The organism is Leucobacter sp. cx-42 (assembly GCF_014529985.1).
Lineage (GTDB): Bacteria > Actinomycetota > Actinomycetes > Actinomycetales > Microbacteriaceae > Leucobacter.
On sequence record NZ_JACVMU010000001.1, the window covers coordinates 172,758 to 193,877 of the forward strand.

General features: G+C 61.7%; 20 protein-coding genes. 3 read left to right on the forward strand and 17 right to left on the reverse strand.

Annotated features, from left to right (window positions below):
- Nucleotides 1-9: 9 nt before the first annotated feature.
- The 8 genes from atpH to prmC all read right to left on the reverse strand — a co-directional run bounded on the left by atpH (nt 10) and on the right by prmC (nt 6,149).
- Nucleotides 10-786, reverse strand: coding sequence for an ATP synthase F1 subunit delta (gene atpH / locus ICM05_RS00745; protein WP_188022652.1), 777 nt, complete (start codon nt 784-786; stop codon nt 10-12).
- On the reverse strand, nt 786-1,334 hold the full coding sequence (locus ICM05_RS00750) for a F0F1 ATP synthase subunit B (RefSeq protein WP_188022653.1): 549 nt from the start codon (nt 1,332-1,334) through the stop codon (nt 786-788). Before ICM05_RS00750 ends, atpH begins: the two co-directional genes overlap by 1 nt.
- 37 nt (nt 1,335-1,371) lie before the next feature.
- The gene (atpE, locus tag ICM05_RS00755) at nt 1,372-1,596 is read right to left on the reverse strand and encodes an ATP synthase F0 subunit C (protein ID WP_025133963.1); all 225 of its coding nucleotides are present in this window, start codon (nt 1,594-1,596) and stop codon (nt 1,372-1,374) included.
- 53 nt (nt 1,597-1,649) lie between these two features.
- Complete coding sequence (gene atpB / locus ICM05_RS00760) at nt 1,650-2,474, reverse strand: F0F1 ATP synthase subunit A (RefSeq protein WP_251364425.1); 825 nt, start codon at nt 2,472-2,474, stop codon at nt 1,650-1,652.
- Between the two features lie 192 nt (nt 2,475-2,666).
- Nucleotides 2,667-3,146: a 3-oxoacyl-ACP reductase gene (locus ICM05_RS00765; protein WP_353055775.1), complete on the reverse strand. Its 480-nt coding sequence runs from the start codon at nt 3,144-3,146 to the stop codon at nt 2,667-2,669.
- Entirely contained in the window at nt 3,143-4,357 is a 1,215-nt protein-coding gene (locus ICM05_RS00770) for an MraY family glycosyltransferase (RefSeq protein ID WP_188022654.1), read from the reverse strand. The genes ICM05_RS00765 and ICM05_RS00770 overlap by 4 nt, the downstream gene beginning before the upstream one ends.
- A gap of 2 nt (nt 4,358-4,359) precedes the next feature.
- On the reverse strand, nt 4,360-5,187 hold the full coding sequence (locus ICM05_RS00775) for an L-threonylcarbamoyladenylate synthase (protein WP_188022655.1): 828 nt from the start codon (nt 5,185-5,187) through the stop codon (nt 4,360-4,362).
- 56 nt (nt 5,188-5,243) lie between these two features.
- Nucleotides 5,244-6,149 (reverse strand): peptide chain release factor N(5)-glutamine methyltransferase, encoded by a 906-nt coding sequence (prmC, locus tag ICM05_RS00780; protein ID WP_188022656.1) that lies wholly within the window; start codon nt 6,147-6,149, stop codon nt 5,244-5,246.
- 134 nt (nt 6,150-6,283) lie between these two features.
- Here prmC and cysK point away from each other — a divergent pair, with 134 nt between their 5' ends.
- Both cysK and epsC read left to right on the forward strand, forming a co-directional pair.
- Nucleotides 6,284-7,219: a cysteine synthase A gene (gene cysK, locus ICM05_RS00785; protein ID WP_188022657.1), complete on the forward strand. Its 936-nt coding sequence runs from the start codon at nt 6,284-6,286 to the stop codon at nt 7,217-7,219.
- Nucleotides 7,220-7,343: 124 nt separating this feature from the next.
- Nucleotides 7,344-7,913, forward strand: coding sequence for a serine O-acetyltransferase EpsC (gene epsC / locus ICM05_RS00790; protein WP_188022658.1), 570 nt, complete (start codon nt 7,344-7,346; stop codon nt 7,911-7,913).
- 73 nt (nt 7,914-7,986) lie between these two features.
- Here the strand turns inward: epsC and ICM05_RS00795 are convergent, their stop codons facing one another.
- Nucleotides 7,987-9,402, reverse strand: coding sequence for an MFS transporter (locus ICM05_RS00795; RefSeq protein ID WP_188022659.1), 1,416 nt, complete (start codon nt 9,400-9,402; stop codon nt 7,987-7,989).
- 101 nt (nt 9,403-9,503) lie between these two features.
- Between ICM05_RS00795 and ICM05_RS00800 the strand changes: the two genes are divergently transcribed.
- The gene (locus ICM05_RS00800) at nt 9,504-9,947 is read left to right on the forward strand and encodes a MarR family winged helix-turn-helix transcriptional regulator (RefSeq protein WP_188022660.1); all 444 of its coding nucleotides are present in this window, start codon (nt 9,504-9,506) and stop codon (nt 9,945-9,947) included.
- Here ICM05_RS00800 and ICM05_RS00805 read toward each other — a convergent pair.
- The 8 genes from ICM05_RS00805 to argS all read right to left on the reverse strand — a co-directional run bounded on the left by ICM05_RS00805 (nt 9,944) and on the right by argS (nt 21,084).
- Nucleotides 9,944-11,323, reverse strand: a complete 1,380-nt coding sequence (locus ICM05_RS00805) for a nitrate/nitrite transporter (RefSeq protein WP_188022661.1) — start codon at nt 11,321-11,323, stop codon at nt 9,944-9,946. The two genes, ICM05_RS00800 and ICM05_RS00805, sit on opposite strands and share 4 nt — an antisense overlap.
- A gap of 79 nt (nt 11,324-11,402) precedes the next feature.
- Nucleotides 11,403-12,470, reverse strand: coding sequence for a peptide chain release factor 1 (prfA, locus tag ICM05_RS00810; protein ID WP_188022662.1), 1,068 nt, complete (start codon nt 12,468-12,470; stop codon nt 11,403-11,405).
- Nucleotides 12,471-12,518: 48 nt separating this feature from the next.
- Nucleotides 12,519-14,552, reverse strand: coding sequence for a hypothetical protein (locus ICM05_RS12850; RefSeq protein WP_188022663.1), 2,034 nt, complete (start codon nt 14,550-14,552; stop codon nt 12,519-12,521).
- A 144-nt stretch (nt 14,553-14,696) separates the two neighbouring features.
- A complete protein-coding gene (gene thrB / locus ICM05_RS00820) occupies nt 14,697-15,653 on the reverse strand; it encodes a homoserine kinase (protein ID WP_188022664.1) in 957 nt (318 codons plus the stop codon).
- The gene (locus tag ICM05_RS00825; RefSeq protein WP_188022665.1) at nt 15,650-16,960 is read right to left on the reverse strand and encodes a homoserine dehydrogenase; all 1,311 of its coding nucleotides are present in this window, start codon (nt 16,958-16,960) and stop codon (nt 15,650-15,652) included. Before ICM05_RS00825 ends, thrB begins: the two co-directional genes overlap by 4 nt.
- A gap of 29 nt (nt 16,961-16,989) precedes the next feature.
- A complete protein-coding gene (locus ICM05_RS00830) occupies nt 16,990-18,435 on the reverse strand; it encodes an alanine racemase (protein WP_188022666.1) in 1,446 nt (481 codons plus the stop codon).
- Between the two features lie 223 nt (nt 18,436-18,658).
- The gene (locus ICM05_RS00835; RefSeq protein WP_188022667.1) at nt 18,659-19,426 is read right to left on the reverse strand and encodes an LmeA family phospholipid-binding protein; all 768 of its coding nucleotides are present in this window, start codon (nt 19,424-19,426) and stop codon (nt 18,659-18,661) included.
- Nucleotides 19,423-21,084 carry an arginine--tRNA ligase gene (gene argS / locus ICM05_RS00840; RefSeq protein ID WP_188023001.1) on the reverse strand — a complete coding sequence of 554 codons (1,662 nt, stop codon included), beginning with the start codon at nt 21,082-21,084 and terminating at the stop codon, nt 19,423-19,425. The genes ICM05_RS00835 and argS overlap by 4 nt, the downstream gene beginning before the upstream one ends.
- Nucleotides 21,085-21,120 lie beyond the last annotated feature (36 nt).

Below are 21,120 nucleotides of genomic sequence, written 5' to 3' on the forward strand. Positions count from 1 at the left end.
TGTTGTGCTCTACGCTGCGAGACGCTGACGAAGATCGTCCAGGCGTGCCTGAACGCTGCCGTCAATGATGTCGTCAGCCATCTGGATGCGAATACCACCGATGATGGTCGCGTCGGTCACCGTGGTGACCTTTACCGGACGGCCTGCGGTTGCTTCGAGAATCGAAGCAAGTCGTGACTGCTGCGAGGAGCTGAGCGCACCGGCGACGGTGACCGTAGCGAGCTCGAAGCCCGCCTGGTCTGCCGCGATGCGCGCTGCCTCACGGAGTGCCGCACCAAGGCGACGACCGCGAGGGAATGCTGCGAGATGCGTTGCAACTGCGGTAGCGGTTTCGCTGACCTTGCCCTCAACGAGGCGGCGCAGAAGCGCAACCTTGTCTGCTGCAGGAGCGAGCTTGCTACCGAGGTTGAGCTCGAGCTCGTGATCGCTGTCGATAACGCCCGCAATTGCGAGCAGCTCGTCTACGATCTCGTTCGAGGACTGAGCTGCGGCGCGGAGGCCGAGCTCTTCAATGCCCGCTACGAACTCGTCGCTGCTCGACCACCCAAGCGCCGAAGCGGCGCCGAGGATCGACTGCGAGCCAGCGGGAAGCTGCGCGAACACGCGAGCAACCAGCGCCGACTTCGCATCCGCCGAAGCAGAAGCATCAACGAGTGCTGCAACGAGAGCGGGAGCCTTTTCAAGCTCACCAGCTGCTCCGAGCAGCGACGTTCCGACGCCCTGATCGGCTGCCGAACCAAGGTTCGCGCGCAGTGCCGCGAGGCTTTCGCGTGACGCGCTTCCCATTAGTTAGCCGCCTTCTCAGAAGCCTCGAGCTCAGCGAGGAAGCGATCAACCAGAGCCGAAGCCTTCTGGTCGTCAGTGAGCGACTCGCCAACCACGCCAGAAGCGAGGTCGATTGCGAGCGAGCCAACGTCCTTGCGGAGCGAAACGACTGCGCTCTGGCGCTCTGCTTCGATCTGAACCTGAGCAGCCTGGGTTACGCGGGTTGCCTCAGCAACTGCGTCGTCCTTGGCCTTTGCAACAATCTTGGTTGCATCGACGCGAGCAGACTCGCGAATGTCGCCTGCTTCCTGTCGTGCGCTTGCAAGCTGAGCGGTGTACTCCTGAAGAGCCGCCTCAGCCTGGGCCTGAGCTTCATCAGCCTTCGCGATGTTGCCCTCAATAGCCTCAGCGCGTGCGTCAAGCATGACCTGCACCTTCGGGAGGAAGACCTTCCAGAAAGCGACGAGGATGATGATGAACGCAATCGCCGACCAGACGATATCGTACGTTGCGGGCAGAAGCGGGTTCTGAGCCGCGCCTTCTGCAGCAAACTGCACTGCCTGATTCATCTTGCCTCCCTTTCGAGACTAGGGAAAGGTGGGGTGATTAAGCGAAGATGAAGTAGGTTGCAACACCGATAAGCGCGAGCATCTCGGTGAATGCGATACCGATCCACATCATGCCCTGGAGCTTGCCAGCGAGCTCAGGCTGGCGAGCGGTGCTTTCGATGGTCTTGCCAACAACGATTGCCACACCAATTGCGGGGCCGATTGCTGCGAGGCCGTAGCCAACGGTTGCGATGTTGCCCGAGATTTCAGCGAGAACAGACACGTTAAGTGTTTCCTTCCGTTATGAGTGCGGCGGGAGCCGAACTCAGGGGTTTATTAGTGCTCGTCAGCCAGCGCGAGCTGGATGTAAAGAGCGGTGAGCAGAGTAAAGACGTACGCCTGGAGGCCAGCAACGAACAGCTCGAAGAGCGTGAACGCGAAGCCGAAGGCGAAGGTACCAACACCCAGCAGCGGGAAAAGACCGCCAGCATTCAGGATGAAGAAGTTGGTAGCTGCGAAGAGCAGAACCAAGATCATGTGGCCGACGAGCATGTTCATGAGGAGTCGCAGTGCAAGGGTGACCGGACGCATGATGAACGTCGACAGGAACTCAACCGGGGTGACAAGGATGTACATCACCTTGGGCACGCCTGCGGGGAAGAGCGAGTTCTTGAGGAACTTACCCGGGTGCTTCTTCAGACCCGCGTAAATGAAGGCAACGTACGCGACGAGTGCCATGAAGATCGGGTAACCAACAACCGACGATGCGGCGATGTTGAAGCCCGGGATAATGCCCGTGACGTTGAACGCGAACGTCAAGAAGAAGATCGACATCAGCAGGGGCGCGAAACGGCGACCCTCCTTGATACCAAGCTGCTCCTCAATGACGTTCTTGCGAACGAAGTCGAGAGCGAACTCGAGTACGCCCTGGCCGCGGCCCGGGATGACTCGAAGGTTACGGGTGCCCAGCCAGAAAAGGACCAGCAGTACTACAACCATGATCATTCGAATGATCATGATGCGGTTCATTTCGAAGGGAGTGCCTTCGAAGAGAACCGCTGCGGGGAAGAAGTCATCCAGGGATGGTCCGTGGAAGCCACCCTCTGCGAGACTGAAAGGACCGGGGGCAACGAGGTGCATAGCCTTAGCGAACAGCGCCATTCTCCTGATTCGGTGCGGCTTGACCGCACGGCTCGAACGATGATCGTGCCCCGGCCCGCGACTCGCGCTCTACAGCGTCAAAGCCCGGCAGGGAACGAACATATCCTAGCAATATTTCGCCCCGGGTGAAACTCGGGGCCTGGACTTACCGCGTTTTGCACAAACAAAACGCGAAATATTGGTGTTTTTGTCTTACTCAGGGAGTGATACGCCATAGGGCACGCGTGCGCGCGCCACGATGATCGCATCAAGCACGATCGAAACGAGCACCGTTACGACCAGTGAGATAAAGAGCATCTTTGGATCCAGCCAGGGCTGGTTCTTCAACAGCAACGCCGCAACGACGAAGCCGATGAGCTTCACAACCCATGCGCCAAGCACGATCATGAAGAAGATTTGGAGATACATGGGGCTCGCGACGAAGCGATTGCCAAATGCGATACTTCCGACGGTCATCAGCAGCATAACGCCGCCAATAGCGGCGCCGATGAGGCCACCGTAGAGGCCGCGCGTGTCTGAGACAAGGAAGCCAACCCCAGCAAACACGACCATTGCGGCGATCGTGGTGATGATGCCCCAGCGAATGCCTCGCAACAGCATAGGCTGCGACGTCGGCATGGGGTACTCTGATGCACCCTGTTCTGCGGCACCGGGCTGCAATGGTGAGCTCACTCTGGAGTCCTTTCGTTCGTCATCGACACTGCGGGAGCCGCAGAAATGACGGAAGTATGGTCAGGCGCTTTGTGAGCGCTAGGTTTCCAAGGTATCAAGCCTCGGCGCACCGCGCCGTCCCGCAAGCGTTGTGCGGGGAACATGAGCAGCAGCAGGCAGGCCACGGTGCCAACCACTGCGACGATGCTCGGAATCACATAGCTTTGCAGCGTGAACACCAGGAGCACGGCGATCGAGATTACTGCGGTGCCAAGGTAGAACACGAGTACCGCCTGAACGGGCGAGTGGCCCATGTCGAGCAGTCGATGGTGCAGATGCTTACGATCCGCCTCAAATGGGCTCTTGCCGGCCCTGAGTCGCCGGAGCACCGCCATGGTGAAGTCAGCAAGCGGGAGTGCGAGAACCGCGACCGGCAGGATGATCGGAATGTAACTCGCGATCACGAGCTTGATGTCCAGCGCGGCTGGATTCACCTGGCCGGTGACTGCGACGGTCGAGCTTGCCATGAGCAATCCGACGAGGAGTGCGCCGGTGTCCCCCATGAACATCTTGGCGCCATTCCAGTTGTACGGCAGGAAACCAGCGCAGATGCCCATGATTACGAGCGCGATCAAGCCAGCAAAAATAATCGAATCGACTTGCCCCTGCTGTGCGTTGAGCAGGCGGGTGTAGATGAAAAACGCGGTGCTCGCAATGAGCGCGACGCCAGCGACGAGTCCGTCAAGTCCATCGATGAAGTTGACGGCGTTCATCACCAACGTCATCAGGAAGACCGTGATCACAAAGTTCATCGTCGGTGACCCCACGATGAGGGTGTCACCGAATGGCAGTGACACAATCTGCACACCGCTCCAAGCCAACAGACCTGTCGCGACGAACTGCGCGCCAAGCTTTACCATCCAGTCAAGCTCGAGTAGGTCATCGAGCACGCCAACCACCGCGATGAGGGTGCATGCACCAGTGAGCGCAAAGACCATAGAGGTCTGTGTGAAGAGCTGAGAGAACTCGGGCTGGAAATATGCTGCGCCAAATGCGGCGAGCAAACCGATATACATCGCGATGCCGCCAAGTCGTGGCGTCGGTGTCGCGTGCACGTCGCGTGCACGGATCTCAGGGGCGAGCTTGAATTTTCGGCTCAGCCGCAACACCACGTACGACATCACAAACGTCACGACGACCGCGACGCCTGCAACGACAAGATACGGGGTCATGTTTAGCTTTCGGTCGCCTCGCCTGCTGCCACAGCAGCGGTTGCGCTCGTCTCAGGAGTATCGCGCACGACGGGAGCCTCGGCAGCAGCATCGGCAGGGGCCTCAACGGCCGTCTCGGCCGCAGCCTCGGCTGCTACTGGAGCCACGCGCTGCGTCTTCTTCGCGATGACCACCTGCACGTCAGCAAGCTCAAGGACGTCGCTGATCGCCTCGGGAGAGACTGCCCCCACACGGAGCACACGCACTGCGCCAGTTCCGTCGCTCTTCAGGCCAGTAGCGTCAACAATCGTTGAGGACAGCCCATCAGCCACTCCCCCTTCGAGGTACACAGCAACCGAGTCGCCAAGCATTGCCTTCGCTTCATCGGCGTTGGTTGCTGCCGGCTCTCCAGTGAGGTTCGCCGACGATACCGCGAGCGGACCAGTCTCACGCAGCAGCTCAATCGTGAGGTCACGCGCCGGAATACGCAGCGCGACGGTGCCGCCGGTATCGCCGAGGTCCCAATCGAGTGCGGGGTTCGCGTGCGTAATGATCGTCAGCGCACCGGGCCAAAACGCGTCAGCGAGTGCGGTGAGCGGCTCGGTCACCTCGCGCGCGAGTGCTGCGAGCGTATCCGTATTCGGGATAAGCACGGGTGGCGGCGACTGTCGACCACGCCCCTTTGCCGCGAGCAGACGCTCAACGGCCTCTGGCGAAAACGCGTCTGCGCCAACACCATAAACGGTGTCGGTCGGCAGGACCACGAGCTCGCCGCGCCCAATTGCCTGGCGAGCGGCACGCACGCCACTCAGGAGCTGTGAGGGTTCGGAGCAGTCAAAGAGGTCAGCCATAACTACTCATTCTACTCGCGCGTACCTGACTGCGCGCCACGTCCGCAACCGGGACGCTAGCGCCGAGCGAGCGTCGTCCGGTCGCGGCCGGTCAGATCTTCGTGGGTTGCGGCATCGTGCCAGCCCGCGGCGGTGAGAATGGCGCGGATCGCCTCCCCCTGATGTTCCGCATGTTCGAGCACGAGTGATCCGCCGTCATGCACGAGTCCGCGCCCAATGCGCGCGATAACCCGGATGAGATCGAGACCATCTTCGCCGCTGTAGAGCGCGAGTTCTGGGTCGTGGTCGCGAACCTCTGGGTCTTTCGGAATCATGCCGGAGGGGACGTACGGCGGGTTCGACACGAGCAGGTCCACGCGCCCCATGAGTGGCTCAAAGATTTCTGGATCCAGCGCGGAGACGTCTCCCTGCACGAGGGTGACCCGTCCATCGCCCCATTCAGCAACGTTTCTCGTCGCCCACGCGTGCGCCTCGACGCTTTTCTCCACAGCCCATACCTGGGCGTCCGGCACCTCATTCGCGATCGCGAGCGCGATCGTTCCGCTCCCCGTGCAGAGGTCGACCACAATGGGCGCTTCCGCTCCGGCACGATCGGGAAGCGCGAGGGTGCGCTCGAGCTCCGCGAGGGCACAGTCAACGACCGTTTCCGTCTCAGGCCGGGGCACAAAGACCCCTGGGCCTACCGACAGCTCGATACGGCGGAACGGCGCCCTGCCGGTGAGGTGCTGGAGGGGGACGCGATCCGCACGCTCGTCAGCCATCGCACGCAGGCGCGCAACCTGCTCGGGCGCCGGGCGCTTGCCCATGATCGCGAGGACCTGCAGCCGTCCGCGCGATTCACCAAGCACATGGGCGAGCATGACTTCAGCGTCGATGCGCGCCTGCTCGATTCCGGCCGCAGCAAGCTGGTCTGCGACCTCACGCAAAAGGGAATCAAGGGAGGGAGCCGCGGCATCAGTCATGGGTACAACTTTCCCACAAGCTTTGAGCCACCTGTAACTTTTCGACTCATCTATAACGCGATGTAAAAGATGACATTAGTTTTGGATATAGTTAAGTTAGCTTCGAGTTATCGATCAGAAGAGGTTTGACCCACATGTCCCGTACTTACGAGAACATCACCCAGGCGTTTGGCAATACTCCCCTCGTGCGACTCAACCGCGTCACTGAGGACGCAGGCGCTCAGGTGTTCGCAAAGCTTGAGTTCTACAACCCCGCTGGTTCAGTCAAGGACCGCATCGGCATCGCCATTATCGACGCAGCCGAAGCCTCGGGCGAGCTTCCTGCAGGCGGCACCATCGTCGAGGCAACCAGTGGCAACACCGGTATCGCTCTCGCGTTCGTTGGTGCAGCGCGTGGCTACCGCGTCATCCTCACGATGCCCGAGACCATGAGCATCGAGCGCCGCAAGATGCTCGCAGCATACGGCGCAGAGATCGTACTCACCGAGGGACCCCTCGGCATGAAGGGCGCGGTCGCAAAGGCAGAGGAAATCGCTGCTGAGACCCCCGGCGCAGTGCTTGCCCGCCAGTTCGACAACCCCGCCAACCCCGCGATTCACCGCGCAACCACTGGCCCCGAGATCTGGAACGACACCGACGGCAAGGTCGACATCTTCGTCGCAGGTATCGGCACCGGCGGCACCATCTCGGGCACCGGCGGCTACCTCAAGGAACAGAACCCCGAGATCAAGGTCGTCGCCGTCGAGCCGATCGACTCGCCGCTCCTGAGCAAGGGCACCGCTGGTCCGCACAAGATCCAGGGCCTTGGCGCGAACTTCGTCCCTGGCATTCTCGACCGCGAGATTTACGACGAGGTCATCGATGTTGAGCTCGCAGACGCCATCGCAAAGGGCCGCGCACTCGGCACGAGCGAGGGCATCCTCGCAGGCATCTCGGGCGGCGCAGCCGTCTGGGCCGCTGTCGAAGTTGCAAAGCGCCCCGAGAACGCAGGCAAGACCATCGTTGTCATCATTCCCGACTTCGGTGAGCGTTACTTCTCGACCCCCCTGTACGACCACCTGAACGCATAATCTGAGGGGCGATCCGCGCCCCGAACGATCGCAATTCAACTACGAATCGCAAGGTCCACACCGCGAGGTGACCGGGCCTTGCGATTTCGTGCGTTCGACAGCACTACCCTCCCAGGAGATTCCGATGACCTTCTTCTCGCGCATTCGCGAAGACATCAACGCGGCAAAGGTCGGCGACCCTGCCGCGCGCGGGTCAGTTTCGATCTTCTTCCTGTACTCAACGTTGCACGCAGTCTGGTGGCACCGCGCCGCGCACGGATTGTGGCGCCGCGGGGCACGCACGCTCCCCCGCGCGATCTCGCAGGTCGCGCGGTTCTTCACGGGCGTCGAAATTCACCCTGGCGCGACGATTGGCCGCCGCCTCTTCATCGACCACGGCATGGGTGTGGTCATCGGCGAGACCGCGGTCATCGGCGATGACGTCATCATCTACCATGGCGTGACGCTCGGCGGCACCGGGCACGATCGCGGCAAACGGCATCCGACGGTGGGCGACCGGGTCGTGATCGGCGCTGGCGCAAAGCTCCTCGGCAACATCGAGATCGGGCACGACTCCGCGATCGGCTCAAACGCTGTCGTCGTGCGATCTTCGGAACCGTGGACGACGCTCACCGGCATTCCCGCCCAGCCACGTCCGAGGCGCGGATCGCCACTCGTGCCACGCCCCGACGAGGCAGATTTCTACGTGATCTAGCGATCCCCCGCACACAGCAGCGGCCCCCGGTTCGATTGAACCGGGGGCCGCTGCTGTGTGGATCCGCGCCGACCTAGTGCTGCGCAGGATTTCCGCGCGGCACAAACGAGGTAAGGAGCGCGCCACCAAGCGCCGCGCCAGCACCGATGAGGAAGCAGAGCTTAAAGCCCCACTCCGTCGGCGCACCAAGCTCGCTGAGCTGACTCGTCAACACGATAGCCATGACTGCGCCAGCGACGGCGCCGCCCATCGAGCGCATGAGTGAATTCACGCCCACGCTCGAGGCGGCCTCGTGACGCGGCACGTTCGCGAGAATGAGCGTCGGCATCGATGCGTAGGCGATACCGACACCGGCGCAGGCAATGCAGCCAGCGAGGGTCAGCTGCCACGGCTGCTCAAGGAAGAAGAAGCCGAAAACATAACCGGCGGCCAGCACGATTGCGCCAATGATGAGCGTGAGACGGCCACCCCAACGCGTGAGCATCCGACTGGAGATGGGCGAGAACAGCAGCATCATGAGGCCAGAGGGTGCCATCCAGAGACCCGTCTGCAGCATCGTCTGCCCAAGGCCGTACCCCGTCGCCGTCGGCAACTGCAACAGTTGTGGCATCACAATGGTCTGCGCCATCATGCCAAAACCGACAAGCAGTGCCGCAAGGTTGGTAAAGAGCACCGGGAGCTTTGCTGTCGTGTGCAGGTCAACAAGCGGCTCGTCCTGCTTGAGCTCAAAGAAGCCCCACGCGAGGAGCAGCAGGACACCAACACCAATGAGCCCGAGCGTTGAGAACGAAGCCCAGCCCCACTCGTTGCCCTTGGTGACACCAACGAGAATCGCAACGAGCGCAGCAGCAAGTCCGATCGCACCAATGTAGTCAAATCGGCCGGTCTTTGCGGGCTTCACGCCCGGAATAAGGGTCGCGGCGAGGACCACCATAATCGCCGCGAGGGTCGCTGCGAGCCAGAACAGCATGTTCCAGCTGTAGTACTGCACCATCCACGCAGCAATCGGCAGGCCAAGGGCGCCACCCACACCCAGCGTCGCGGAAATGCCGGAAATGGCACCGTTGACGAGCCGAGGTGGCGTCACATCGCGCACCAGACTAATTGCGACGGGAATGTACCCCATCGCAAAGCCCTGCAGCACACGGCCGACGATCACGATGCCGAACACATCGCTCACCGCGCAGAGCACCGAGCCAAGCAGCATGAGAGATGCGGTTGCGATGAGCACGGGGCGCTTGCCAATGAGGTCGGCGAGGCGACCAGCGACGGGCATCACAACGGCGCCGCCAAGCAGCGTCGCAGTGACCACCCATGATGCGTTTGCCGCCGAGGTGTGTAGCAGTTCAGGGAGCTGGCTCTGCACTGGGATGACCAGTGACTGCATGAGCGATGCGCACAGGCTTGAGAAGCCCAGCACCAGGATAATGAGGCGCGAACGCGCCGTTGAATACGCTTCCTCAGTCTCGATGTTATGCGTGGAAGACATAAGTCCTTTCGAATTCACACCATTATGTAAGCTACATAATGGTTAGGTTATGTATTCTACACACCTGGTATTGTCGCTATGACCATCGAAGGGACTCCGCCATGCCTCACTCCCCAGAAGGCCTGCAAGAAAGCGCAGAGAGATTCGCCGCTGCGACCACACGCTACGAACGTGAGCGACGCGTGGCAGTTGCCCACCTCCCACTTGGCGCAGCAGATCTCCGCATTATTGCGTTGCTGATTGACGACATTCCCCGCACGCTCAAGCAGATCGCTGAAGAGCTACACCTCGAACAGTCGACAATCAACCGGCAGGCGAACGCGGCACTGCAGCACGAGTACCTCACCCGGAGCCGGGGCGTCACAGGCCCGGCGTATGTCTTCACCGTTTCCGAGCTTGGCAAAGCCAAGTTCTCCGAGAGTCTCGGCTATTTCTATCAGGAGTACCACACCGCATTCAGTCTGATGGGTGCGGATCGCGCACGGCTGCTCGTTGAGCTCCTCGAAGAGTTTGTAGAGGCGCACGCGAGCGCGCGCAAGCGCTAGCGAAGCTTGCGGTCGTGGCGGCGCATCCAGCCCTTGGTGCGCCGAGTCTCCAGGAAGACCATGCCGAGGCCGAACAGCCAGATCGGAATCTGCACCGCGAAGGCGAGCTTGAACGCATCAAGCGAGTAAGTTTCTGGCGTACCAGCGCCCTCCAGGTCGAGGACGAGGCCGATGAGGTAGATCGCGATCAGGCTGGCAATGAAGCCGCCCGTGTTCACCAGGCCGGTGCCGAAGCCAACGAAGCTCTTTGGCGTGTGCGAACGCTGCACCTCGAAGGCAAGCATCGAGGCTGGGCCACCAATGGGCATGATGATGAGCAAGGCAAAGATCAGCCAGATCGGCGGGTTGCCCGGCCACAGGATGACCGCGGTCCAGACCGCCGCGAGGGCGATCGTGATACCGGTGTAGATTGCGACGCGACGCTCCATGAAACGCGAGCTCACCGGGCCGAGCACCAGCGAGGCAAAGGATGACGCAATAATCGTGAGGCTCAGCATGCCCTTCGCGGTCGCAGGATCGACGCCAAGACCGCCGACGAGGAACGGGGTGCCCCAGAGGAGCACGAACACGTTCATCGCGAAGGGTGAGGTGAAGTGCATCCAGAATGCCAGGCGCACACCAGGCAGCGAAATGATCTGACGCGAACGCTGCACCATCTTGAAGAGGTCAACGCGCTGACGAACGACGGGGAGCATGGACGTTGCCGGCGGCGCTGCGACGACACCTGTCGCGGCGGCCTTCGTCAGGGCGTTCTCTTCGACGACTCGTTCCTTGCCGATGATCCGCTCACCAATGGTCTGCGAGCGCGGTGAGTCGCGCATCACAACGATGACCAAGATCATCGCGATCAGTGCGACCGCTGCGATGCCGAGGAACCCTGACCGCCAGCCAAACCGATCAACAGCAATCGCGAGCGGGATCACCGACACGAGCTGGCCAGCCTGGCCGAGCAAGCCAGTGAGCTGGCTCACCGTTGGAATCTGCCTGATCGCAAACCATTCCGGCAGAATCTTCATCACGCTCACGAAGACGCACGCATCACCTGCGCCCACGAGAATACGGGCGACAACGACCAGGGGAAGGTCGGTGACGGTCGCCATCAGCGTCTGGCCGATAAACATAAATGCGCCGCCCAGGAGAACCATGAGGCTCGATCCAAAGCGGTCCAGGAGCATGCCAACAGGAATCTGCATGCCCGCGTATACGGCGAGCTGAATCACCGGGAACATTGCGAGCGTTGTTGCGTCAATGCCGAAGTGCGACTGGGCCTGGGGGCCGAGGGCGGCTAGTGACGAACGGTTGACGACGGCGACGACATAACTAAATACTGCTACGCCCCACACCACCCAAGGTAAGAGGGTATTCGAACGGCGCATGACCTTCATGGTACTCCTCTGAGCTGAATACGAGAGGAGTACCACGGCTGGTCATGCGCCGTGAAGTGGAATAATCTACTTACAGATCGGCGAGTCGCTGCTCCTCGTCCATGCGAATGCAGGACTCGATGATCGGCTCGAGCGCACCATCCATCACCGCGTCAAGGTTGTAGGCCTTGAAGCCGGTACGGTGATCCGCAATGCGGTTCTCCGGGTAGTTGTAGGTGCGAATGCGTTCAGAACGATCCATGGTGCGGATCTGAGTCGAGCGGTGTGCCGAAGCTTCTGCCGCCGCTTCTTCCTGCTGACGCGCGAGCAGTCGAGCACGCAGAACGCGCATGGCCGCTTCACGGTTCTGCAGCTGCGACTTCTCGTTCTGCATTGCCACGACGATACCGGTGGGAAGGTGCGTAATACGCACTGCCGAGTCAGTGGTGTTCACTGACTGACCGCCGGGGCCAGACGAACGGTACACGTCGATCTTGAGGTCGTTCTGGTGCATCTCGACCTCTTCAGGCGCGTCAGCCTCGGGGTACACGAGCACGCCCGTGGTTGAGGTGTGGATGCGGCCCTGCGACTCAGTAACGGGCACACGCTGCACGCGGTGCACGCCGCCTTCGTACTTCAGGTGTGCCCATGCGCCCTGCGAGGGGTCAGATGGGTTCGCCTTGATAGCAACCTGAACGTTCTTGTAGCCGCCAAGATCGCTCTCGTCAGCCTCGATGATCTCGGTCTTCCAGCCCTTGGACTCTGCATAGTGCATGTACATGCGCAGCAGGTCAGCGCCGAAGAGCGCCGACTCAGCGCCGCCCTCGCCACCCTTGATTTCAAGGATGACGTCGCGTGCATCGTCGGGATCACGCGGGATCAGGAGGCGGCGAACCTTCTCCTGGCCTGCTGCGAGTGCCTCTTCAAGTACGGGCACCTCCTCAGCGAACGCGTCGTCTTCCTTCGCAAGCTCACGCGCTGCCTCAAGATCTTCAGCAATCTGAATCCACTGCTCGTGTGCAGTCTTGATCTTGCTCAGCTCAGCGTAGCGTCGGTTTACTCGCTTTGCGCGTACCGCGTCTGCGTGCAGCGCGGGATCAGCGAGCTGTTCCTGGAGCTCCTCGTGTTCTGCGAGAAGCCCCGCAACCTGTTCAAACATGTTGCCTCTCCGTATTGGGTTACCGTCGATACCGCCGCGTACGCGGTGTTAGGCGGTAAGTGCCGAGTTCGTCTTCGCCTTACGCAGACGTGCAATCACGTCATCTGCGTCTTCATCGGCAAGCGTTGCGCGGATCGCATCACGAACGCGGATCTCCTCAGCCGACAGCATCGAACCGAGGTTCTGTGTGTGCGACTTCTTCGCATTCGCAATTGCGACGCCATAGGGCGCGTCCTTTGCGAGCGTGATGACCGAGTTTGCAAGCGGGGTAAGTTCGCGCAGGAGGGTTGCGTCCAGTGCGGTCTCTGCCTTTGCCTGCAGCGTCGCGATGAGCGTGAGTGAGCCTGCGTTCTCAAGGTTACGCGCGGCCGAGAGCAGCTTCTTGAGCTGAGACAGGGTCTGCTCGTCGATGACGTCGAGTGCCGGGCGGTGGTTTGCAGGCTGTGCCTGTGCGTAGCCGCGCGCGAGGCGGTTGAGCGAGTCAACGAGTACGACGACGTCGTGGCCAAGCTCAACGAGGCGGCGTGCGCGATCGATTGCGAGTTCGGCGACGGTCGCCTGGTCTTCGGCACCGCGATCGAACGTTGCAGCGACAACTTCGCCACGGATCGAGCGCTGCAGCGCGGTCGCTGCCTCGGGCTGTGCATCTGCGAGCACAACCATGAGGTGTGCCTCGGGAGCCGCTACTGCGATGTCTGCAGCGAGTTCTGAAATCACCTGCACGCCCGACTGCTTCTTGGGCACGGTGATGATCGCACGCTGACCGAGGCCGATGGGTGCGATCGCGTCGATCGTGCGGCTAAGCAGACGATCTGCGCCAACCTCGAGCGCGATGCGCTGGGTCGGGAAGACCGGAGTCATCTCGGTGATGTCTGCGCGCTTCGCCTCTTCATCAACCGGGTGTCCGTTGACCGAATCGATCTTGACGATCGCGTTGTACTTCTGGCGGCCGCCGTTGTCGCCATCGCGGGGCTGGCGGATCGCACCAACTACTGCGTCACCGCGACGCAGGCTGTACTTCTTGACCTGGCCAAGCGAAACGTACACGTCGCTGACACCGGGAAGGTAACCACTGGTGCGGACGAACGCGTAGTTGTCGAGGATGTCGAGGATACCCGCGATCGGCAGCAGTACGTCGTCTTCTGCAATCTCGAGCTCGATATCGTCATTGCCACGGCGCTTGCGGTCACGCTGACGGGTGCGGCTCGACCGCGAGTTGTCGTTCTTCTCGTTCTTCGAGTTGTCGTTCTTCGAGTTCTTGTTCTGGCGCTGCTTCGAGTCGTCGGTGTTCTCATTCGACTCGTTTGCGTTCTGCTCAGCGTTGTCGCGGTTACGGTTGCGACGCTGGCGGTTCCGGCCAGTGGTCTCTTCTGCGGGCTTGTCTTCAGCCTCAGGAGCCGCCGACTGCTCGGTTGCCTCTGCTGCAGCGGGAGCTGCTTCTGCGGGCTGCGCAGCCTGCTTGGCGCGACCGTTCTTCGCTGCCTTCTCAACAGCAGGCTTCTCGGCCGCTGCGTCAGTCTCAGCTGCGGGTGCTTCAGTAGCAGCCTCTGCCTTGGTAGCACGGCGACGAGTGCGCTTGGGCTTCTCGTCTGCTGCTGCGGCTTCTGCCTCTGCAGCAGGAGCGTCGGTCTTCGCCGCAGCCTTTGCCGCGGGTGCCGCAGCTTCAGTCTTCTCAGCCGTTGCTTCAGCCTCAGGCTCGACCTTCTTGCGGGCACGGCTCACGCGCTTTTTCGGCTCAGCCGGAGCCTCGTCAGCTGCGGGAGCGGCATCAGCAGCTGCAGCGGGAGCCGCTGCCGGTGCTGCCTGCTCGGCGGGAGCCTCGGTCTGAGCTTCGGGCTCGACCTTCTTGCGAGCACGGCTTACGCGCTTCTTCGGCTCGGCCGGAGCCTCGTCGGTTGCCGATGCAGCCGGAGCTGCCTCAGCGGGTGCCGCGTCGCCGGCGGGCGCGACCTCTGCAGCTGCACCTGCAGCTGCAGAGACGCGACGCGACGCACGGCGGCGAACCGGCTTCTCAGCCGACTCAGTGGTTTCGGTTGCTGTTGTTTCGACAGTGACAGCAGTGTCTACGGTGTTCTCTTCCACGTTCTTCCTTTCGGAACGTTTTCGCGGAGGCGGCCCATGGCTCTGCCTCCAATGTGCATATTCATGCGAGGAAACTCAGAGCAAGAATCGCTCTGGTATGAACGACCCACGGACTGACGGGAAAACCGTAAACACACGCGAAGATTACGCGAGAACTGCCGGGATCACCTCAACTGTAGCACCCTTAATATCGACAGCGAGCGTCAGAACCTGCCAGTCTGGTGCGACTTTCGTCACCAGATCTGCAGCAGCGAGACGCTCAGCCGGGCCGTTCGCGAGCACGAGCACCGATGGGCCAGCACCTGACACGACTGCGGGGTATCCTGCGTCACGGAGCGCGCCAATCAGGTCACGCGTCGCGGGCATTGCGGGGCCACGGTAGTTCTGGTGCAGGCGATCTTCAGTTGCCTCGAAGAGGAGTTCAGGGCTCTGCGTGAGCGCTGCGATGAGGAGCGCGGATCGCGAGACGTTGAACACTGCGTCCTCGTGCGGCACCTGCTTCGGCTGCAGGCTACGTGCTTCCTCGGTCGACATCTTGAACGATGGCACGAGCACGAGCGGCGCAACGCCACGGTGCACGAGCAGACGCTTGAAGCGCGGGCCTTCGTCGTTGGTCCACGCGATCGTGAGGCCGCCGAAGAGCGCAGGCGCGACATTGTCTGGGTGGCCTTCGAGTGCGGTTGCGAAGCCGAGCAGCTGATCTTCCGTAAGTACGAGTGGCGATGCCGCATCGTTCTCAAGGATGCCCGCGGCGATCATTACACCTGCGACGATTGCCGAGCCAGACGAGCCCATACCGCGTCCGTGGGGGATGCGGTTGTTCGCAACGATGTTCAGGCCTGGCATCTCGCGACCGACCTGCTCAAAGACGTACGCAACCGAGCGCACCACGAGGTTCGACTCGTCGGTGGCAACTTCACCCTCACCGACACCGTGTACCTCAACGGTGGCACCAGGTGTCTCACGCGTGGTGACGACGAGTTCGTCACCGTACGCGAGACCGAGGCCAAGCGTGTCAAAGCCGGGGCCAAGGTTTGCGCTCGTCGCGGGCACACGCACGCGAAGCGAGAGCTGAGAGTTGTTTGCTGCGGTTACGCTCATGCTGCGCCCTCCATGCGAAGTACGCTGAGTACCTCGGTTACTGCCGAATCATTTGCAAGCGCTGCGACGGTCGCTGCGAGGTCTGCCTCGCGCGCCGAGTGCGTGCCGATGATGAGGGCCGCGTGACCTGCCGCGCCCTTACTGGTGTTCTGTTCAACACTTGCTGCAGAGACACCGTTTTCCGCGAGGATCGTGGCGACCTTCGCGAGCACGCCAGGCTCGTCTCGAACCTCGAGCATGATCTGGTACGCGGTGATGACCTCGCCGACCGGGAGCACCGGAAGATCTGCGTGCAGCGAGCTGATGATGCCGGGACCGCCAACGATGTGACGACGCGCGGCCGAAACGAGATCGCCGAGCACAGCCGAAGCCGTCTCAGCGCCACCTGCACCAGCACCGTAGAACATGAGTTCGCCGGCCGCTTCAGCCTCTACGAAGACAGCATTCTTGCCCTCATAGACCGTCGCGAGCGGGTGATCGCGACGCAACAGCGCCGGGTACACACGAACCGAGACACCCTCGGTACCGTCGGTGCCGGTGAGGCGCTCTGCAATCGCGAGCAGCTTGATGACGAGACCAGCGTGCTTTGCAGCTTCGATCTGCTCAGCGGTGATCTTGGTGATGCCTTCGCGGTGCACTGCCGACTCAGGAACTTCGGTGTGGAACGCAATGCTCGCGAGGATCGTCGCCTTCTGCGCAGCGTCAAAGCCCTCGACATCGAGCGTTGGATCTGCTTCGAGGAAGCCAAGATCGCTCGCAACCTTTGCTGCAGCCTCCGCCGAGTCGCCGAAGCGATCCATGCGGTCGAGGATGTAGTTGGTCGAGCCGTTCACGATACCCATGACGCGGGTGATGTGGTCGCCAGCAAGGCTCTCGCTCAGCGGACGCAGAATGGGAATTGCTGCTGCAACGGAAGCTTCAAAGAGCAACTGTGCGCCCACCTGCTCAGCGGTCGCTGAGAGTTCCTTGCCGTGCGCTGCGATGAGTGCCTTGTTTGCGGTGATGACATCAGCACCACCCTGCAGAGCGAGCGTAATGAGTGACTTTGCAGGCTCAATACCACCCATGAGCTCGACGACGATGTCGGCGCCCTGCACGAGACGCTCAGCGTCAGTCGTAAACAACTCAATGGGAAGATCGACGTCACGCTTCGAATTCACGTCACGAACGGCAATGCCTGCAAGCGTCAGCTTTGCGCCGACGCGAGCAGTGAGCTCGTCGCCGTGTTCGAGAAGAAGCCTGGCCACCTGTGCACCTACTGAGCCGCAGCCCAGCAGCGCGACACGAAGGTCACGGTACTCGTTCACTTATTACTCCTGTGTATTCGTAAGGGGTGTTACACGCTCTTGGCGAGCAATTCTTCTTCGGTCTCACCGCGCACGATCATGCGTGCTTCTCCGTCGCGCACTGCGACGACCGGCGGCCGCGGAACATAGTTGTAGTTGCTCGACAGCGCCCAGCAATAAGCGCCCGTCACTGCAACTGCCAGGGTGTCCCCCGGCTTCACATCGCCAGGCAGCACGTCGCGCTGCACAACAATGTCGCCGGACTCACAGTGCTTGCCCACGACGCGCACGAGCGCGGGGGCAGCGGTGCTCACGCGGTTAGCGATCCGCACGTGATAATCCGAGCCGTAGAGCGCGGGGCGAGCGTTGTCACTCATGCCACCATCAACGCTCACGTACAGGCGCTCTGATGGTGCGCCTGTGATGCCGAGCTTAGGCGCGAGGGCCACGTCGGCGGGGTTTGCTTCTGCGTCAGAACCACCGAGCTGGACCGCCTTGGTCGTGCCTACGGTGTACAGCGTCACGCCTGCCTGGCCGATGACCGATCGACCAGGTTCAAAGGCGAGCTTGGGAATCTGGAGTCCGTACTCCTTGGCACCAGCGGCGACGATGTCTGCGAGCTCGGCTGCGATCTTCGCAACGTCGGGGGCAGCGTCTGCGTCTTCGCTCGTGTACGCGATGCCGAAGCCACCACCGAGGTTGAGCTCAGGAATCGGACGACCAGCCTGCTCAGCGAGCTCGGCGTACACTCCGAGGAGGCGCCGAGCTGACTCACGGAAGCCGTCGGTTGCGAAGATCTGCGAACCGATGTGGCAGTGCAGGCCAACGAAGTCGAGGCTGTCGTGGGTCAGAATCTGGCCAACGATGCGGGTCGCTGCAGCGAGCGGCTGGCCGAACTTCTGGTCTTCGTGCGAGGTCGCAAGGAAGTCGTGGGTCGATGCATGGACACCGCTGTTCACGCGCAGACGTACGCGCTGCACCTTGCCAGCAGCCTTCGCTGCGGCTGCCACGCGTTCAATCTCGATCTCACTATCGAGGATGATCGTGCCAACGCCAACCTCAACCGCGCGTGCAATCTCAGCCTCGGACTTGTTATTGCCGTGGAAGCCAATCTTTGCGGGATCTGCGCCAGCCGCGAGCGCGACGAGCAGCTCGCCGCCCGAAGCGACGTCGAGGGCGAGGCCCTCTTCGATCATCCACTTCGCGACCTCTACACAGAGGAACGCCTTGGTTGCGTAGTACACGGTTGCTTCGGTGCCGACGCGCTCTGCCTCACGCTGGAGGGCTTCACGAACCGCGCGAGCCTTCGAACGTGCTGCCTGCTCGTCAACAACGTAGAGCGGAGAACCGAACTGCTCAGTGAGCTCGGTGGCGCGGATCTCGCCGATCTTCAGCTGTTCGCACTGCGATCCCCGTCGTGAAGAAGGAGGGAACACTCGCGCATCAATTGCGTTGGCATTGAAGGCTGGGGTCTGGGTGACCACGGTCTCTGTCATCGTTCGCTCCTTTGTATTCGGAAGGCTTGGGGGATTTTTTCTTCGTTCCAGCGCTCACACACCACCATCTGCGGTGGTTGGCGAGCGGACCCGGATTGGCCCCTGAAGCCGTGCGAACGGAGCGGATGCTCAGAACGAACTTTCTTAGTTTAGCGGGATGACAGATGCCGATCTCGCATGGTGTTGAAATATGACTTGCGACCGCGTCGCGAGTCGGCGCGCGTTACGGGCAGGTGCCCGGCTGGAGCGCTGCGGGATCCGCCAAAATGTCAGGCGAAAAACGCGTGCTGAGTGTGACATCGCCCGACTTCGCGAACTCCAGATCAGTGAGCTCGATACCTGCGGGCAGGTACTCACCAACACAGATCGTCTGGGGTTCGATGACGGGTTCGAAGAGCGAGCCAGTCGCGCGCTTCAGCTCAGCGGCATTGAAATCAAAGCCCGCTGCCTGCACGCTCACTGGCTCGACGTGCAGGTCACCATTGTCAATTGACAGGCGGATCGATGCAGAAACGGTGACGTCCTGGCCAAACACCGGCGCTGATTTACTCAGCTCAAGCACGCCGTCTTCGACGCGGCCGTCATCAACCAGACCAGAGGTGGCGAGGCTGATGATGCTGCCAAGGTTTTCACGCTTGACGGTGAGCTGCGCGGTACCGCCCGTGATCTCACCCTTCTCAGGGTTGAACGGCACGAACTCCGCGTGCGCGATCGCGCTCATCGGGGTTCCCTCAGCGATGGGCGCATCGTCGATCGCAACAGTGACGTCGCCAACGCCGCCGCGAATGGCGTTCCAGAGTGCGGATCCGCCGAGATCTACGGCAACTTCCTGATCAGCCGGGAGTGAGAGTTCATCGCGCACGATGCCCTCAAGCACTCCCGGAATAATCATGCGAAGCGCGCCCTCGCCGATGCCAGCAAGAAGCACAACGCCAACCGCGGCGCCAATGGCTACCTTGGTACCGCGCTTCAGCTTCTTGCGCTCGCTCACAGTCGTTCGGGAGCGGTCACGCCGAGCAGGTCAAGACCGTTGCGCAGCACCTGGCCAGCAGCATCGTTGAGCCACAGGCGGGTACGGTGCAGGTCTTCAACAGGCTCTTCGCCCATGGGAAGCACGCGGCACTGGTCGTACCAGCGGTGGTACGCGGCTGCGAACTCTTCAAGGAAGCGCGCAATACGGTGCGGCTCACGCAGCTCTGCCGCGCCCGCGACAATACCGGGGTACTGCTGCAGCTTGCCGAGGAGATCGGTCTCGGTCTCGTGAGTGAGCAGCTCGGGTGCGAATGCGCTGCGGTCGACGCCTGCCGCTGCCGCGTTGCGGTCAACTGCGCAGGTACGAGCGTGTGCGTACTGCACGTAGAAGACCGGGTTGTCGTTGGTGCGGCTCCGAAGCTTTTCGCCCTCGAGCGCGAGCGGCGAATCAGCCGGGTAGCGTGCGAGCCAGTAACGAAGCGCGTCGCTGCCGAGCCACTCGAGCAGATCGTCGAGCTCAATGATGTTGCCGGCGCGTTTCGACAGACGCGCACCGTTGAGGTTCACAAGCTGGCCGATGAGGACGGTGACATCGGTCTCGGTGTTGTCGCCAGCAGCGCCAGCGATTGCGGTCAGACGGCCGATGTAGCCGTGGTGATCTGCACCAAGGAGGTAGATCTTCTCACCGAAGCCGCGATCCTTCTTCGACAGGTAGTACGCAGCGTCAGCAGCGAAGTAGGTGTAGATGCCGTTGCCGCGTGTGAAGACGCGGTCCTTGTCATCACCGAAAGTCGTGGTGCGAACCCAGATAGCGCCATCGTCTTCGTAGACGTGGCCCTGCTCGCGCAGGCGATCGATAGCGAGCTCGATCGGGCTGGGCTCACCGTTCTCACCCTTGGCGTGCAGGGTGCGCTCCGAGAAGAAGACGTCGAAGTGCACGTTGAAGCGCTCCAGCGAGTCTTTGATTTCTGCAAGCTGCTGCTCGTAGCCGAGCTCCTGCGCGATGTGCTGTGCCTCTTCACGGGGCAGCTCTGCGAGATTCGGAACCTTCTCAGCTACCTTCTTGCCGAGAGCCTGGATGTACTCACCCGGGTACGCATCTTCCGGCGCTGCTTCGCCGAGGGCAGCCGCGAGCACCGAGCGCGCGAACTTGTCCATCTGCGCACCAGCGTCGTTGATGTAGTACTCGGTGGTGACGTCTGCGCCTGCAGCACGAAGCACGCGGGCGGTCGAGTCACCCAGTGCAGCCCATCGGGTGTGCCCCATGTGCAGGGGGCCGGTGGGGTTTGCACTGACGTATTCGAGGTTGATGTGCTGACCAGCGAGCGTATCGCTCGTGCCGTATGCCGCACCCTGCTCGACCACTCGACGCGCGGTCTCGCCAGCGCTCGCAGCGTCGAGCGTGATGTTGATGAAGCCGGGGCCTGCGACCTCAGCCTTTGCGATGCCATCTACCTCGGCAACGCGAGCAATGATCTGATCAGCGAGTTCACGGGGGTTCTGGCCGATGCGCTTGGCAAACTTCATTGCCGCGTTCGAGGCCCAGTCACCGTGATCTCGGTTCTTCGGACGCTCGACCTGGGTGTCTGCTTCCGTCACCTCGATTCCGCTATCGCCAGCGGAGACGATGTCGGCGAGGATACGGGCGATTACTGCAGAGAGTTCTTGTGGCGTCACAAGCACACAGTCTACCGCCACTCACGCACCATTCTT

Bases quoted from the DNA above. Each gene is read 5' to 3' on its own strand.
- atpH (WP_188022652.1), bottom strand. From the start codon at position 786: ATGGGAAGCGCGTCACGCGAAAGCCTCGCGGCACTGCGCGCGAACCTT.
- ICM05_RS00750 (WP_188022653.1), bottom strand. From the start codon at position 1,334: ATGAATCAGGCAGTGCAGTTTGCTGCAGAAGGCGCGGCTCAGAACCCG.
- atpB (WP_251364425.1), bottom strand. From the start codon at position 2,474: ATGGCGCTGTTCGCTAAGGCTATGCACCTCGTTGCCCCCGGTCCTTTC.
- ICM05_RS00770 (WP_188022654.1), bottom strand. From the start codon at position 4,357: ATGACCCCGTATCTTGTCGTTGCAGGCGTCGCGGTCGTCGTGACGTTT.
- ICM05_RS00775 (WP_188022655.1), bottom strand. From the start codon at position 5,187: ATGGCTGACCTCTTTGACTGCTCCGAACCCTCACAGCTCCTGAGTGGC.
- prmC (WP_188022656.1), bottom strand. From the start codon at position 6,149: ATGACTGATGCCGCGGCTCCCTCCCTTGATTCCCTTTTGCGTGAGGTC.
- cysK (WP_188022657.1), top strand. From the start codon at position 6,284: ATGTCCCGTACTTACGAGAACATCACCCAGGCGTTTGGCAATACTCCC.
- epsC (WP_188022658.1), top strand. From the start codon at position 7,344: ATGACCTTCTTCTCGCGCATTCGCGAAGACATCAACGCGGCAAAGGTC.
- ICM05_RS00795 (WP_188022659.1), bottom strand. From the start codon at position 9,402: ATGTCTTCCACGCATAACATCGAGACTGAGGAAGCGTATTCAACGGCG.
- ICM05_RS00800 (WP_188022660.1), top strand. From the start codon at position 9,504: ATGCCTCACTCCCCAGAAGGCCTGCAAGAAAGCGCAGAGAGATTCGCC.
- ICM05_RS00805 (WP_188022661.1), bottom strand. From the start codon at position 11,323: ATGCGCCGTTCGAATACCCTCTTACCTTGGGTGGTGTGGGGCGTAGCA.
- prfA (WP_188022662.1), bottom strand. From the start codon at position 12,470: ATGTTTGAACAGGTTGCGGGGCTTCTCGCAGAACACGAGGAGCTCCAG.
- thrB (WP_188022664.1), bottom strand. From the start codon at position 15,653: ATGAGCGTAACCGCAGCAAACAACTCTCAGCTCTCGCTTCGCGTGCGT.
- ICM05_RS00830 (WP_188022666.1), bottom strand. From the start codon at position 18,435: ATGACAGAGACCGTGGTCACCCAGACCCCAGCCTTCAATGCCAACGCA.